The 14,070-nt window shown below is 37.8% G+C and carries 15 protein-coding genes; 3 read left to right on the top strand and 12 right to left on the bottom strand.

Features of this window, described 5'->3' with window-relative positions:
• Positions 1 to 2: 2 nt before the first annotated feature.
• The 7 genes from IGL23_RS04365 to IGL23_RS04335 all read right to left on the bottom strand — a co-directional run bounded on the left by IGL23_RS04365 (position 3) and on the right by IGL23_RS04335 (position 6,169).
• Positions 3 to 515 (bottom strand): GNAT family N-acetyltransferase, encoded by a 513-nt coding sequence (locus IGL23_RS04365; protein ID WP_161634311.1) that lies wholly within the window; start codon positions 513 to 515, stop codon positions 3 to 5.
• A 66-nt stretch (positions 516 to 581) separates the two neighbouring features.
• Positions 582 to 881: a hypothetical protein gene (locus tag IGL23_RS04360; RefSeq protein ID WP_025186579.1), complete on the bottom strand. Its 300-nt coding sequence runs from the start codon at positions 879 to 881 to the stop codon at positions 582 to 584.
• 27 nt (positions 882 to 908) lie between these two features.
• Complete coding sequence (locus IGL23_RS04355) at positions 909 to 1,475, bottom strand: kinase (RefSeq protein ID WP_033595398.1); 567 nt, start codon at positions 1,473 to 1,475, stop codon at positions 909 to 911.
• 9 nt (positions 1,476 to 1,484) lie between these two features.
• The gene (locus tag IGL23_RS04350) at positions 1,485 to 2,489 is read right to left on the bottom strand and encodes a LacI family DNA-binding transcriptional regulator (protein ID WP_002360622.1); all 1,005 of its coding nucleotides are present in this window, start codon (positions 2,487 to 2,489) and stop codon (positions 1,485 to 1,487) included.
• Between the two features lie 6 nt (positions 2,490 to 2,495).
• Positions 2,496 to 3,986 carry a UDP-glucose--hexose-1-phosphate uridylyltransferase gene (gene galT / locus IGL23_RS04345; RefSeq protein ID WP_181036288.1) on the bottom strand — a complete coding sequence of 497 codons (1,491 nt, stop codon included), beginning with the start codon at positions 3,984 to 3,986 and terminating at the stop codon, positions 2,496 to 2,498.
• A 14-nt stretch (positions 3,987 to 4,000) separates the two neighbouring features.
• The gene (galE, locus tag IGL23_RS04340; protein ID WP_010830500.1) at positions 4,001 to 4,990 is read right to left on the bottom strand and encodes a UDP-glucose 4-epimerase GalE; all 990 of its coding nucleotides are present in this window, start codon (positions 4,988 to 4,990) and stop codon (positions 4,001 to 4,003) included.
• Between the two features lie 15 nt (positions 4,991 to 5,005).
• Positions 5,006 to 6,169 (bottom strand): galactokinase, encoded by a 1,164-nt coding sequence (locus IGL23_RS04335; RefSeq protein ID WP_002386588.1) that lies wholly within the window; start codon positions 6,167 to 6,169, stop codon positions 5,006 to 5,008.
• A gap of 198 nt (positions 6,170 to 6,367) precedes the next feature.
• Here IGL23_RS04335 and galM point away from each other — a divergent pair, with 198 nt between their 5' ends.
• The 3 genes from galM to IGL23_RS04320 all read left to right on the top strand — a co-directional run bounded on the left by galM (position 6,368) and on the right by IGL23_RS04320 (position 8,462).
• Complete coding sequence (galM, locus tag IGL23_RS04330; protein WP_311388818.1) at positions 6,368 to 7,426, top strand: galactose-1-epimerase; 1,059 nt, start codon at positions 6,368 to 6,370, stop codon at positions 7,424 to 7,426.
• A 130-nt stretch (positions 7,427 to 7,556) separates the two neighbouring features.
• Positions 7,557 to 7,703, top strand: a complete 147-nt coding sequence (locus IGL23_RS04325; RefSeq protein ID WP_002384758.1) for a hypothetical protein — start codon at positions 7,557 to 7,559, stop codon at positions 7,701 to 7,703.
• 120 nt (positions 7,704 to 7,823) lie between these two features.
• Positions 7,824 to 8,462: a sugar O-acetyltransferase gene (locus tag IGL23_RS04320; RefSeq protein ID WP_033595468.1), complete on the top strand. Its 639-nt coding sequence runs from the start codon at positions 7,824 to 7,826 to the stop codon at positions 8,460 to 8,462.
• A 41-nt stretch (positions 8,463 to 8,503) separates the two neighbouring features.
• Here the strand turns inward: IGL23_RS04320 and IGL23_RS04315 are convergent, their stop codons facing one another.
• The 5 genes from IGL23_RS04315 to IGL23_RS04295 form a co-directional block, all read right to left on the bottom strand.
• A complete protein-coding gene (locus IGL23_RS04315) occupies positions 8,504 to 8,935 on the bottom strand; it encodes a VOC family protein (protein WP_002390068.1) in 432 nt (143 codons plus the stop codon).
• Positions 8,936 to 9,001: 66 nt separating this feature from the next.
• On the bottom strand, positions 9,002 to 9,481 hold the full coding sequence (locus IGL23_RS04310) for a GAF domain-containing protein (protein ID WP_002365470.1): 480 nt from the start codon (positions 9,479 to 9,481) through the stop codon (positions 9,002 to 9,004).
• Between the two features lie 235 nt (positions 9,482 to 9,716).
• Entirely contained in the window at positions 9,717 to 10,934 is a 1,218-nt protein-coding gene (locus IGL23_RS04305; protein ID WP_430619675.1) for an amidohydrolase, read from the bottom strand.
• Positions 10,931 to 12,181, bottom strand: coding sequence for an amidohydrolase family protein (locus IGL23_RS04300; RefSeq protein ID WP_161634312.1), 1,251 nt, complete (start codon positions 12,179 to 12,181; stop codon positions 10,931 to 10,933). The genes IGL23_RS04305 and IGL23_RS04300 overlap by 4 nt, the downstream gene beginning before the upstream one ends.
• Complete coding sequence (locus IGL23_RS04295) at positions 12,182 to 13,843, bottom strand: peptide ABC transporter substrate-binding protein (protein ID WP_033595472.1); 1,662 nt, start codon at positions 13,841 to 13,843, stop codon at positions 12,182 to 12,184.
• Positions 13,844 to 14,070: the final 227 nt, after the last annotated feature.

Below are 14,070 nucleotides of genomic sequence, written 5' to 3'. Positions count from 1 at the left end.
CTCTATAGTTTTTTCGATAAATAAAGAACTAACGCATCATCATTAACACACCGATCGTTTGGTTTCAGCTGCTTATTTTGAAACCAGACTCCTGAACCATCTGGCACATATCCCTGTTTGATATATAATCTTTGCGCTGCACCATAACCAGGATGCAGGCCTACTCCCAAAGAAACAGTATCTGCATAACTTTTGGCAACATTTTCTGCACGATTTAATAATAACCGCCCCACTCCTTGTTTTTGAAATGGTAAGAATACATTGAAATCAGCTATTTCAGGATATAAATTTTTAAAAGGTCCTTCCTTAGCTAATGGCAGTAACGTCACATAACCTAACAGCGTTGCCTTTTTCTCCGCTACAAAAACCGTTCGTTGCTTGACTAATTGTTCTTCTAAATAGTTCATTAAAATCTCTTGGCGACTTGGCCAACCTTGTTGGACAAATTGAGTATCCAGCGCTAAGATATCTTTCTCTTGCATTTCTCTAATAACCACTAGCTCAAACATCAGCATTTCCTCCAAAAAAACGTTTTCATTTTATACAACGAAGCGAATAATTCTTCGCTCCCTTATTCATTTTCAAAAACCATCGAGTTGATGATATTTGGGCAAAACAGCAACACATGTTTCTTCTGAATTAACAGCAATAACGAACCCTTGCCATAAGGACCACGTCACCGTTTCACCTAATTTCTCTTTCACTCGTTGAATCATTTCAGCTTGCGTTAAGTCTCGTGCAGGAAAATGTTGAACTTTATCGTTACTGATTAAAAAAATAAATGATTCTGAAAAAGCTGTCATGACTTCAGGTGGTAAATTTTTTAATCGTTCTTGGTAATCCATTGAAACCACTCCTTCTTTTTTATCATACCACAACATCCATTTCTCTAAAAAGCGCAGCACTCACTACTGAATATCTGCTAAAATTTGCCTGATAATCTGCTTTTCAGACAGTTGTTCAGATAACCGCTGTTCTCCCGGAAGCCCTAAATAATCTTCTGGTAGCCACCAACGTTTCATTTCCACGACACCAAATTCTTGATTCTTGTTTCTCTGGCTATGTCTTTTCAGTGTTTCTTCAAAAGAAAGATCAAAATAATAAACCTGAACGTTTCCTTCAAAGAGATGGATTATTTCCTGAAAAAAGGAATGATAAATGGCTTTTTGAAAAATCCCTTCAACAATCACATACTGGCATTCTTGATAACCAAAAGCTACCAACTGTTTTAACAAAGCAATACTTAGATTACCTGTTTCATCTTTAACACGAAGCATTTCTCTGCGCACCACATCTTGAGAAATCAATAACGATTGTTCTTTAAGACACTGATGAAGCGCTTTAGCTATCGTTGTTTTACCACTACCAGAATTACCACGTAAAATAATTAATTTCGGTTGCATCTGTTTCCCTCCATTTTCTTGATTGTTGAAAACCAGCAGAAAAGAGCAAAAAACTTGGAAAAAACTCTCCAAGTTTTGCTGTTATTTTGATGAATGTTTCGTTGAATCTCGCTGAATGAATTCCGTTCCGACAATAATTTTTCTAGGAACTGGTGGGGTATTCAAGCATAACTCTTTCATTGTCTCAACGGCTAGCTCACCCATCCATTCAGTATGAACTTTAACTGTTGTTAATGTTGGTGAAACATATTTTGCGACACTAATATCATTAAAACCAATGATAGAAATATCTTCTGGCACACGAATGGCTGCTTCTTGTAACGCCCGCATTGCACCAATGGCCAACGTATCACTTGCAGCGAAAAAAGCGGTTGGACGAGTGTCCGCTTTTTCAATAAAGTCTTTCATCGCTTGATAGCCTTCTTCAACAGAAAAAGCTGCTTCGACAACCCATTCTTGATGATAAAGGTCCAAATCTTTTAAGGTTTCTTTAAAAGCGACAAAACGTGGATCAACCAATGCCACGCGGGACTCTTTCGTATATTCTTGCCCAGAAAGCATACCGATTTTCTGATGCCCTTGCGCCAAAAATTCTTGCACAATTGTTTTAACACTTCCAGCAAAATCAACAACAATGGAGTTTTGGCCAAAAGCCATTGCATCAAAGTCTACAAATAGAAGAGGTGCGCCTAAGGCGGCTAAGGCCGCCACTTGCTTTTCATCAAATTTTCCTAGGGCAATTGTCCCATCAAATCTTTTTTGAGACAGGTTTGTCAGAGATTCTTTGACTAAAAGAAAACCCAATTCCTCTGCCCGCTTTTCAACACCTAAACGAATCGATAAATAGTAAATATCATCCAGTTCTTCTGGATCGCTGAACCATTGGACAAACCGAATTTTCTTTTTGCCTGCTTGTTTTTTTCTGGCTCGCTTTTTATAATTTAACGTTTCTGCTGTTTCAAATATTTTCTTCTTCGTTTCATCACTAACTGATAATGTTTCATCATAGTTCAAAACTCTCGAAACTGTCGCTGAAGAAACACCGACTTGCTCTGCTATATCTTTAATGGTTACGATGTTCCTCACCTCAAACTAATCATTTTCTATACATTGAATAAATCGTTCAAAAGCACGACGACCTTCTTCGTCACGTTTAAAGACGCCGGCATCTGTTAAAATTTGAACAAAAATTGTCCCAATTCCTTGTTGGATCACTTCTTTGACATTGGCTTCAGTGATGGTTTGCTGACTGAGTTCATCCGCCCAAGCTCGATGACTTTCAGCAATTTGATTGGGTTGCTTTAATAAATACTTTTCGACTTCTCTTAATTCTTGTGCCAGCCTTGGTGGCAAAATAGCTAGTCCCATTACTTCAATTAAGCCAATATTTTCTTGCTTAATATGTTGTACTTCTGGATGTGGATGAAAAATGCCATCTGGAAATTCCTCCGAAACATTATTATCTCGTAAAACTAAATCCAATTCAAATAATGACCCTTTGCGTCGGGCAATTGGCGTAATCGTATGATGCGGTGTGCCATCTTCTGAATAGGCCCGAACTGAGACACGTTCATCAGAATAATTGCGCCATTTGGTCAAAATTAATTCGGCCGCCTCAACGAGTTCCTCTTGATGATCACTTTGAAGACGAATCACAGACATCGGCCATTTTAAAATACCCGCAGTTATCTCAGGATATTTTTTCAAAGAAAATCTTTTTTCCATTGGTGCTAAATCCATTGGAAATGTATGACGTCCTGCTTGGTAATGATCATGAGATAAAATAGAACCACCAACAATTGGCAAATCTGCATTAGAGCCCACAAAATATTCAGGGAATAACTCCGTAATTTTAAGGAGCCGCTGGAACGTTTTTTTCTCGATTTTCATTTCTCGATGTTGTTGGTCCAAGAAAATCGCATGCTCATTATAGTAAGCATATGGCGAATATTGAAAGCCCCAAGCTTCGTCCTCTAAATTTAGTCGGATAATCCGATGGTTTGTCCGTGCTGGATAATTCACACGACCATAATAGCCTTCATTCTCCATACATAACATACACGCTGGATATTTTTTTTGACTCATTTTCTTTTCAGCCAAAATTTTTCGAGCATCCTTTTCTGGCTTCGATAAGTTAATGGTAATTTCTAGTTTACCATAGGGTGAGTCCATTGGGAAAATAATATTTTTGGCGATTGCTTTCGTTTTAATGTAGTTATTCGTTTTACATAACTGATAAAAATAATCCGTTGCTTTTCGTGGAGACTCTTGATAATAATCCATAAACTTCCGATTAATGATGGTTGGGGTCGGCGTAATAAAATCCATTAACTCCGCTTCTAGTTGTTCTGCTTCCGTAATTGAGTCATCGATTTGGTGATTGGCTTGTGCAATGTTTAAAAGCTGTTCCACCACATGCAACGGCTCTTGTTCACAAGCAACTGCTTCTGGTTGTTCAAAAAAATCACAGCCAACTAGTTTGGCAATCCGATTCGTCAAATAATAACGGTCTGTTTCCGTCCAATCGCCATTTTCTATGATTATCTCTACAAATGCAGCAATCCATTTACTACTTTCTTTCATCATCTGATGTTCTCCTATTCATTATAGCCTTGAGGATGTTTCACATGCCATTGCCAAGCGGTGGCGATAATGTCCTTGACCTCAGTTACTTCTGGTTGCCAGCCTAAAACTCGTTTGGCTTTTTCACTAGAAGCAATTAACGTACTAGGATCCCCTGCTCGGCGTGGCGCGATTGTCGCAGGAATTTCTTGGCCTGTCACTTCGCGAGCAGCATCTAACATTTCTTTAACAGAATAGCCGTTGTTGCTACCCAGGTTAAAGACGTCACTTTCGCCGCCATTTTTCAAGTATTCTAAAGCCAAAATATGTGCTGCAATCAAGTCTTCAATGTAAACATAATCTCGAATGCACGTACCATCTGGTGTATCATAATCATCCCCAAAAATACTTAGCTCTGCTCGTTGGCCTAATGCCACTTGTAAAATAATTGGCACAATATGCGTTTCTGGCGTGTGATCCTCACCAATTGAGGCATCTTTTTTTGCTCCCGCAACATTAAAATAACGCAAAGCAACATATTTCATTCCATAAGCGTTGTCGCACCATTTCATGATTTTTTCCATCATTAATTTACTTTCCCCATACGGATTTTTAGGATTCGTTGGGGTTTCTTCTGTAATAGGCATTGCTTTTGGTTCGCCATAAGTGGCCGCTGTGGAAGAAAAAACAATATGTTTCACTCCAAATTCTTGCATGACTTCCAAGGCAATTTGAGTGCCGTGAACATTGTTATTGAAATACATTAACGGTTTCTCCACGGATTCTCCTACTAAAGAATTGGCCGCAAAGTGCAACACCCCTTCAATTGATTCTTTTTCAAAGACACTACGTAAAAAAGCTTTATCACGAATATCGCCTTCATAGAAAGCCGCTTGTTCATGAACTGCTGAACGATGCCCCGTTAATAAATTATCAACAACAACAACGGCATATCCTTTTGAAATTAATTGATCGACGGCATGTGAGCCAATGTAGCCTGCGCCACCTAATACTAAAATAGACATTTAAAGCCTTCCTTTCTAAAATAACTTTCTGGCACCATCATCAATTGATGCAGGATAAAAATCAGCAGCATAGCCAATTTTATCTTGATAACTCTGGCCAACAGCTTCAATAAATGCATCTATATTTTGCTTTGGTACCAAAGCAATACTACAACCGCCAAACCCTGCACCAGTCATCCGTGCGCCCAAAACGCCTGGTTGTTCTTGCGCACAAGCCACTAAGGTATCTAACTCAATGCCAGTTACTTCGTAATCTTCTTTTAGCGAACGATGTGAGGCATTTAATAATAAGCCAAATTCTTCCAAATCCCCTTCAGTTAGCGCTTGTTTTGCCAATAAAGTTCGTTCATTTTCTGTGACGGCATGACGCGCTCGTTTAATCAACGCTGGATCTCCAATCAATGCTTGATATTGTTCAAATGTCTCGCTGTCTAATTCACCTAAAAATTCAATAGATAACTCTTTTTGAAGCAAACGAACGGCTTCTTCGCATTCTGCACGACGTTCATTATATTTTGAATCTGCTAATTCACGGCGTTTGTTAGTATTCATAATGACAATCGTATACTCACCTAATTTGGCGGGAACCATTTCATAGTGCATATTATTGGTATCTAGTAGAATAGCTTGATCTTTTTCTCCCATCCCTACGGCAAATTGGTCCATAATTCCTGAATTAACGCCAATAAATTCATTCTCCACTTTTTTACCGATTTGCACCAATTCAAGCATTGGACAGTGTAAGGCATATAAATCATTACAGATCGTTCCCATTAAAAGTTCAATAGAAGCAGAAGAAGACAAGCCAGCACCATTAGGAATCGTACCGTAGAAGAGCACATCTAAGCCAGAATCAATATTGTGTCCGCTTTCAATCAAGTAATTTAAAACGCCTTTAGGATAATTTGCCCAATCATCTGAATCTGAATAGGTTAAATCTTCTAATGAAAATTCGATGAGACCAACCTCTTTAAAATTATCAGAAAACATCCGAATTTTTTGGTCGTCTCTTTTTCTTGCCACACCAAATGTCCCTAAAGTAATAGCCGCTGGGAAAACATGACCGCCATTGTAATCTGTATGTTCACCAATCAAATTAATTCTTCCAGGGGCAAAATAACAGGCTGTCCCTTTCTCACCAAATATTTCTACAAATCGATTCATTAACAGTTCTTCCATCACTAATCGCTCCTTTCACTAGTAAACAAATTGTATAATATTTACTAAACTTTTGCAAATGTTTACTTAATATTTTCTTAATTGTCATTTCAATTGAAAACGTGTACAATACAATTAAATACAGATTTATTTTCTTAGCATTTCTTTTTGACTATTTAAATAATCTAAACAACAAAGTTAAATTTACTAAATATTTACTTGAAGGAAGGATTGATTATTTTGACTATTTCAACTGAATCATTTGGACAAGGAATGCTTCTTTACACACTGACAAATAAAAATGGTGTGACTTTAAAAGCAACAGATTTTGGTGCGCGAATTGTTGCGCTCGACGTTCCTCTTACAAAAAATGAATCCCGATCACTCGTGCTAGGCTTTCCCTCAGCAGATGAATATTTGTCTAAAGACGTATATTTTGGTGCAACAATTGGTCGAACAGCTGGCCGAATTGCCGATGGATCCTTTGAACTAGCGGGTAAAACGTATCAAACGATGATTAATACTCCTACTCAAACAACACTTCACGGCGGCACACCTGGGTTTGAAAGTAAAAAATGGCACAGCGAAATCCAAGAGGCACAAGTGAATCCTTCTGTGAAATTTTGGCTAGAGAGTCCTGCTGGTGAAAATGGTTTTCCTGGAAATCTCACTGTTTCAGTCACGTATACATTGACTGAAGAAAATGAATGGCAAATTGAGTATCAGGCAACTACAGATGAACAAACACTTTTTAATCCAACCAATCATGTCTACTTTAATTTAACTGGAAATCCTGCAATCCCCATTGATGCGCATGAGTTACAAATAAATGCCCAAAAGTTTGTCCCGCTTGATGAAAGAGTTTTACCGCTTGGAGAATTAGCTTCCGTCGACCAGACAGCTTTTGATTTACAAAAACCTAAAAAATTAGCTGAGGTTTTTTCAAGTAACGATGAACAAATCCAAAAGATGAACGGCTTCGATCACCCTTTCATCTTAACCAATCATGATTTAATTAACCCAGATGTTATCTTAAAAAGTCCTACTAAAGATATCACCTTAGAAATGTTCACTGATCAACCTTCAGTTGTTATTTTTTCAGCAAATTTTGCTGATAGCGGTCCCGATATTCAAGGGCAAAAATTAGTCAATCACGGAGCGCTCACATTTGAAACCCAAGTCTGTCCTGGTGCTGAAAGATTTCCGTTGTTCGGTTCTATCACCCTCTCACCTGAACAGGAATTTCACTCAACGACCCGTTTCAAACTAATTTATTAAGTGAAAAGATGCTCTTAACCAAGCTTATCTTCGAACTAAAAAAGATAAGAATGGTTAAGAGCACTTCTATTATTTGACATTTTTAATCGCTCCAATTACACTATTTTCAATTAGAAAGGCGGTGATGTCTATGTATGCAATCAAATTTTTTCATGGCTATTTAACTGCAGATGGTAAACGTACGCGAGATAAATCAGGTTGTTTAGTTTACCACTCTGAAAAAGAAGCACAAAAATTAGCAGATAAAATTGGCGGGAGAGTTAAAAAAATTGGATAACCTTAGGTAAAGGATAGATAAGCAAGGCTATTTTGCTATCTATCCTTTTTTATTTTACATATTCCTCGACTTATTGTATTGATTTGATACAATAGAGAAAAAGCCTAAAGGAGCGCTTACATGAAACAAAATGACTTTGATTATATGCAAATGTTAAAAGGTGAATTATATTACGCCCCCACCATTTTACCCGAAAACAAATCAACAAAAGGCAAGGTGTTAGCTCAAAAAATCAATCAACTTCCTATCGATAATGTGAAAGAAATTGTGGCCCTAGAAAAAGAATTATTAGGAAAAACTGGCAATGAGTTATATATCACCCCACCCCTCCATGTAGATTACGGTCGCCATATTGAGGTAGGAGAAAATTTTTATGCAAATATGGATTGCATTTTTTTAGATGTAAACAAAATCATCTTCGGTGATAATGTCATGGTTGGCCCTCGTGCTAGTTTTTATACTGCCGGCCATCCAATTGATCCAACGATTCGAACTGCAGAATTAGAATTCGGTACGCCAATTACTGTTGAAGATAACGTGTGGATTGGCGGAAGTGCCACCATTTTACCTGGCGTTACAATTGGAAAAAATGCTATTGTTGCTGCTGGTGCTGTGGTTACAAAAGACGTTCCTGCCAACACGATTGTTGGGGGTAATCCAGCAAAAGTCATTCGCAAAATTGATGAAAAAGATCAGCAATTTTGGACAGAAAAGCAACGGCAGTATCAAATCGCTAAGAAGCAATTCTTTCATGAATAAAAAATCCCCAATCCAATGAAAATAACGGATTGGGGATTTTTTTAATCTTCTTCATAATAATTAAACATCCAATGGATGCCAAACTGATCTTTTAGGGAACCATACTTTTTGGACCAAAAAGTTTCAGATAATGGCATTGTAACAGTGCCACCTTCAGATAATCGTTTAAATAAGCGATCAATTTTTTCATCATCATCTGTGCTAACCACGAGCGAAAGGTTATTTCCTTCCGTAACTTCAAAACCAAACATATCAGGAACATCTGAAATCATTACATAGGTTCCTTCAATAATGATACTTGCGTTCATCACTAAATCCTTCATCTCGTCGTTTATAGGATGCTCAGGATCTTCAGGTGCTTCGCCAAAAGTCATTAAATTTTGACATTTTGTATCAAAAACATCTTCATAGAACGCAATTGCTTCTTTTGCTTCACCTTTAAAATTTATATACAGCTCTAACAAATGACTCACCTTCTTTCATGATCAAATTTTATACTTTATTTTCTCATGATTTGTCAGAAAGCAAAAATAGTCTGCTTAAAAATCTGATTTTTCTAGTAACAAGGTAACAAATTTTTCCAAATACAGTTGGTCAACCGCATCATAGCTATTTGTTACACCACTATCAATATCTAAAACACCGACCAATTGATGATTTTTTACCATCGGTACAACGATTTCAGACATCGCAGCTGAGTCACAAGAAATATAATTGGCGTGTGTCTTCACGTTATCAACAATCAATGTAGCTTGTTTTTCCGCGGACTCACCACAGACACCTTTGCCCATTTTAATTCTGGTACAAGAGACTTTCCCTTGAAAAGGACCCAAAACTAATTCTTCATTTTTATATAAATAATACCCAGCAAAAACAGTGTCTGGTAACGTTTGCGCAAGTAACGCAGACGAGTTTGCTAAATTTGCAATAGCATCCGTTTCTATTTCTAACAAACCGCTCAATTGTTGTAAGCACAATTCGTAGGCTGCTTTTTTGTTTTCTCTCGTTTGTTCAGTCATGCTTGGTTCATCTCCTTCATTTTGTCTTATTATAAAGGAAGATACGCAAAAGTGCTATGTTAAAGTGAGTCAAACAAACTTGAAAAGCTGATCCACGTTGTGAGCAGAAGCACTTTATACGCATTAAACTGTGACGAGTAACCGCAGGACTAAACACTGTGCGTTGCTCAGAGCTGAACCCCGTTTCCTCTGTTTGGCTTTTTAGCATTCTATTTCTACCTAATTTTAAAGCAAGTTAAACCCATTGTCCTTTCAACATAATCTGGCGTTTCTGTGGTTTTCTAGCAATCACTTCTGATGTAGAAGCTGCTTCTGTAAAGATAAAGTTTGCTTCGTCGCCTTCTGTAAACCAAAGACGTTCTTCTTCAAATGAAAAAGGTGCTTCTTTGCCACAGCCATGGACGTAAGCTTGAGTAAGTTGCTCTTCTGTAATCTTTCCTGTCATTTCACAAAAATTACGTAATTTTTCAAATAAATCACCTGAAACATTAGAACTCCAAGAGTCAAAAAAGCCATCACTACCTAAATGAACCGATACACCAGCTTGGCGTAACACATCAATTGGTGGCAATAAATAACGAGGATCATAGGGAATTGTAGACATAATCGCCGTTTGATGCGTTGCCAAGCGTTGGTATAGTTTTTCTTTTTCTGCTGGTCGTACATCTAGCAGCGCAAAGGCGTGACTGATAGCGGTTCGCTGAGTAAATTTTCGTTCTTCTAAAATGTCTAAAAATTTATCAATTGTATAAACGCCAACTTCCCCCGTATCATGCAAGTGGATATCGATTCCTACTTGAAATTCTTCTGCCAGATCGAAAATAGTTTCTAAAGATTCTTCAATTGCATAATCAATGCCTGCAGGATCTAAACCGCCAACCATTGTTCCACCATTTTTTAGGGCTTCTCTCATGAGTAAAACCGTGTGGGGATTTTTTAATAATCCATGCTGTGGAAAGACAACAATATCATAATCAATCACATGCGCATATTTTTCTAAGGCTCTTTTGACGCCCCAGAAGTTTTCTAGTTCTACATAAGGATCAATGTTGACATGTGTCCGAATATAAGAGGCTCCATAACCAATCAATTTTTCAATCATGGCCGTCGCTCGTTGTTCTGTTGACGGAGCTAACAATTTAAGTTCACTGGCTTCGTCTGCTAAACGCTCTTTTAAATTTTTAACAGGTTGGCTAGCACGCCAGCCTAATGAAAGGTAGGTTTTATCTAAGTGATTATGGCTCTCTTGAAAAGCGGGAATAGCCAGTTGTCCGTTTAAATCAGTGCCTTGTTGCTTTTCAGTGACTTGATTTTGCGGAATAATCGCTTGGATTTTGCCTTCTTGAATCGCTAAAGTATAGCGTGCGGTTTTAGTATACGTTAATTCGTGGTGGTCTTTAGCAAAACCAGTTTCTAAACGAACATTATTCAAATAAACAATGGATGCTGTCATTCTTTTTCCCCCTTTTGAACGGCTTCAACCAGTTGTCCTTTTAGTATCAGTTGTTGGATTGGCTGTTGGCGTGCAATCACGTGAGCAGTGCTCTCAGCATTAAATAGTAGGAAATCTGCAGAATCGCCGACGTTAGGCCAAACTTGCTGCCCGTTAGGATCAAGAGGCGTTACAAAATTACTCGCTAAGCCCCATAAACGATTCAAGCGATACTCATCGCTAATTTTAAATCTTTGAGCGGCTGTATTTAATTTTTCTATTGTATTGCCACTGCCAAAAGGCGACCAATGATCCGTCAAACTGTCATGAGCAACGGAAATCTTAACACCTTGTTCAACCAAGGTTGGAATCGGCATGGTGGGCATTCCAATTGGTACAGTCGAAGTCAAATCAATACCTGTTTCGATGAATTTTTGCGCAATGTCTCTAATTGCTGCTTCTTCTAAGCTCCCTAAGGCTAAAGCATGACTTAAAGTGACTTTGCCAAACATCTTTGCTTGTTCTGTATAATCAACAAATTTATTAAATTCATAAAGTCCCAAAGTATCACGGGCGTGTAAATGAACATCAATTTTTTTATTAAATGTGGTAGCTAATTCAAATATTTTTGCGATTGAATGATCCACATGACGATCCACAAGGGCTGGATCAACGCCGCCGACATGAGTTGCCCCCATGCGTAAGGCTTCGCGCATCAAAGGTTCGACTTGTGAGCGGAGTAATCCGTGTTGAGGAAAAGCCACAATTTCATGAGTAATGTATTGTTCATATCGACTAAATGCTTCTTTAGTAATTTCAATATGTTTCGTTCCAATAGATGGATCTACATTACAATGACTGCGAATATGATAATGGCCTTGTTGAATATACTGCTCAATAACTTGGCAAGCACGTTCTAAACTAGTTGGTAATTGTTCAGGTAACAGCCAAGTTTCTTCTTCAATACGTGTTAAAATTCCTTTCGTTAGTGGACGACAGGCCTTCCAAGGTCCCCCAAAATACGTTTTATCAATATGAATATGCATTTCTCTTAGAGCAGGTAAAACGAGTTGCTGATTCATATCGATAACTGTTTCGTTCTCTAAAGGCCTTAACTGCGGTGCGACCGCAGTACAGACCTCGTTTTCAATTCGAATATCATAGCTAGCTGTTTCTGTCGCAACAATTCGCTGATTCACAGTAGAAAATCCTGTTTCTAATTTACAGTTTTTTAAAAGCATGACAAACCCCTTCCTACCTTCATTCAATTAGTTAACATAAGCCCATTTTAAACTGTACGTAGGTCCAAATGAATGCCAATACAGATCCTTGATTTTTTGATTAGCTAATACAGAAATGCTTCGATTGTAGATTGGTGCTAAAACCGTTTCCTGATTCACCAAAATATCTTGTGCTTGAGCAAAGTCATTTAAACGAGCCTCTTGATTAGCCGCATGTGTTGTTCTAGTCTCTTGGATTAATTGATCATACGTATCACTCTTGAACGTTACGCCGCCCAAGGTACTATCCGAAGTAAAGATGCGCATAACTGTTAATGGATCACGATAATCGGTTCCCCAACCAGATAATTCTAAATCATAGTCTCTCGTTTGATCACGATCAACACGAATAGTAAAAGGAACTTGAGTAACATTCACTTCTAATCCGTCTAGATTTTCTTCCAATTGAAATTGGAAAAACTCAGCAGCTTTTTTGGCGCTGTCTGTATCATCTGTTAAAAATTCTAATTTGATTTTATCCAGCCCAATTTCTTTTTTCCCTTTTTCCCAGAATTCTTTTGCTTTCGCTGTATCGTAGGTTAAATAGTTATTTTTCTTAGCAGCTAGTTTTGTGAAATCTGTTCCATCTGGCGCAATCGTTTGTCCCGGCGGAATTACTTGATCTGTAGCCGTTGATTGATCTTGCAAGACTTCTTTTACAAAACTTTCTTTATCAAAAGCTTGTGCCAACGCTTTACGAATATTGTTGTTCGCTAAAGCCGGATTTTCTTTTCCATCACGAACGCTGTTCATTTTTAAAAAGTATGTGACGAATTGAGGAATTGAAAGAAAGGCTGGATTATCAACATAACCAGGAATAAATTCACCACTTAGCTTATTCACTACATCCAATTCATTCGAGTCAAACAAATTCACCGCTGTCGTTGGGCTCTTAATTACTGAAACTTTTGCTTCTGTTAATTTAACTTTTTCAGCATCCCAATACGTATCATTTTTTTCGTAGGTCCAGTCATCGGAAGAGGCATTATCCCATTCTTTCAATTTAAAAGGACCATTATAAATCAAATGTTCTGCATCAGTGGCATATTTATCCCCTTGTTCTTTGATATATTTTTCATTTTGTGGAAACAAAACAGGAAACGAAAGTAATGATTTCAAATAAGGGGTAGGCCGCTCTAAAGTTATTTCTAACGTTTTATCATCTAGCGCCTTAACCCCAAGAGTATTCACATCAGCGCCTTCTAAAGCAATTTCCTTAGCATTTTTAATGACATCAAAAAATAAAGCTTGATGAATCGATCCTGATTTAGGGGAAGCAACTTGTTGCCATGCATAAACAAAGTCGTTTGCTGTTACTGGATCATCATTCGACCATTTGGCATCTTCTCTAATCTTAAATGTATAAACGGTTTCATCTTCAGAAATCGCTGGTTCTTCGGCAGCGACCCCCAACTCTAATTCATCTTCTTTACCTAAAACATAGAGTCCTTCATAAACTTGATTCATGACTAAAGTCGAGGTCGTATCCCCCGCTGTGTGTGGTTCCATTGTCGAAATAGCCGCTTCAGAACTAATTGCAATTTTTTGTTCCGCTGCTTTGTTACTATCAGCCGAGTTTCCCGTTCCCGCCTGACAAGCCGTTAAAGCTAAAAGCAAACCGACGCATCCTAACATTTTTAATTTTTTCATACCGATCCCTCCATTTTACAAACTATAACCTTCAAAGTTACCAGAATTTTCTGATAAAATATAGAAAAAGAAGCATATCTGATAAGAGTCTCAAAAACTTACAGATTATAGAAATACTTGAGAAATTTAAAGTAGCTGAAACAATAGTAAAAGCATTAAAAATTAAGTATACTATTGCTATATCTTTAAACGATGCGTTTCTATAGGTTGTAAGCGCTGATTGTTCT

The organism is Enterococcus sp. MSG3299, from assembly GCF_050555765.1.
GTDB classification, from domain to species: domain Bacteria; phylum Bacillota; class Bacilli; order Lactobacillales; family Enterococcaceae; genus Enterococcus; species Enterococcus faecalis.
The sequence above is the reverse complement of the archived record's forward strand: the minus strand, read 5'-3'. Positions and strand labels throughout refer to the sequence as shown.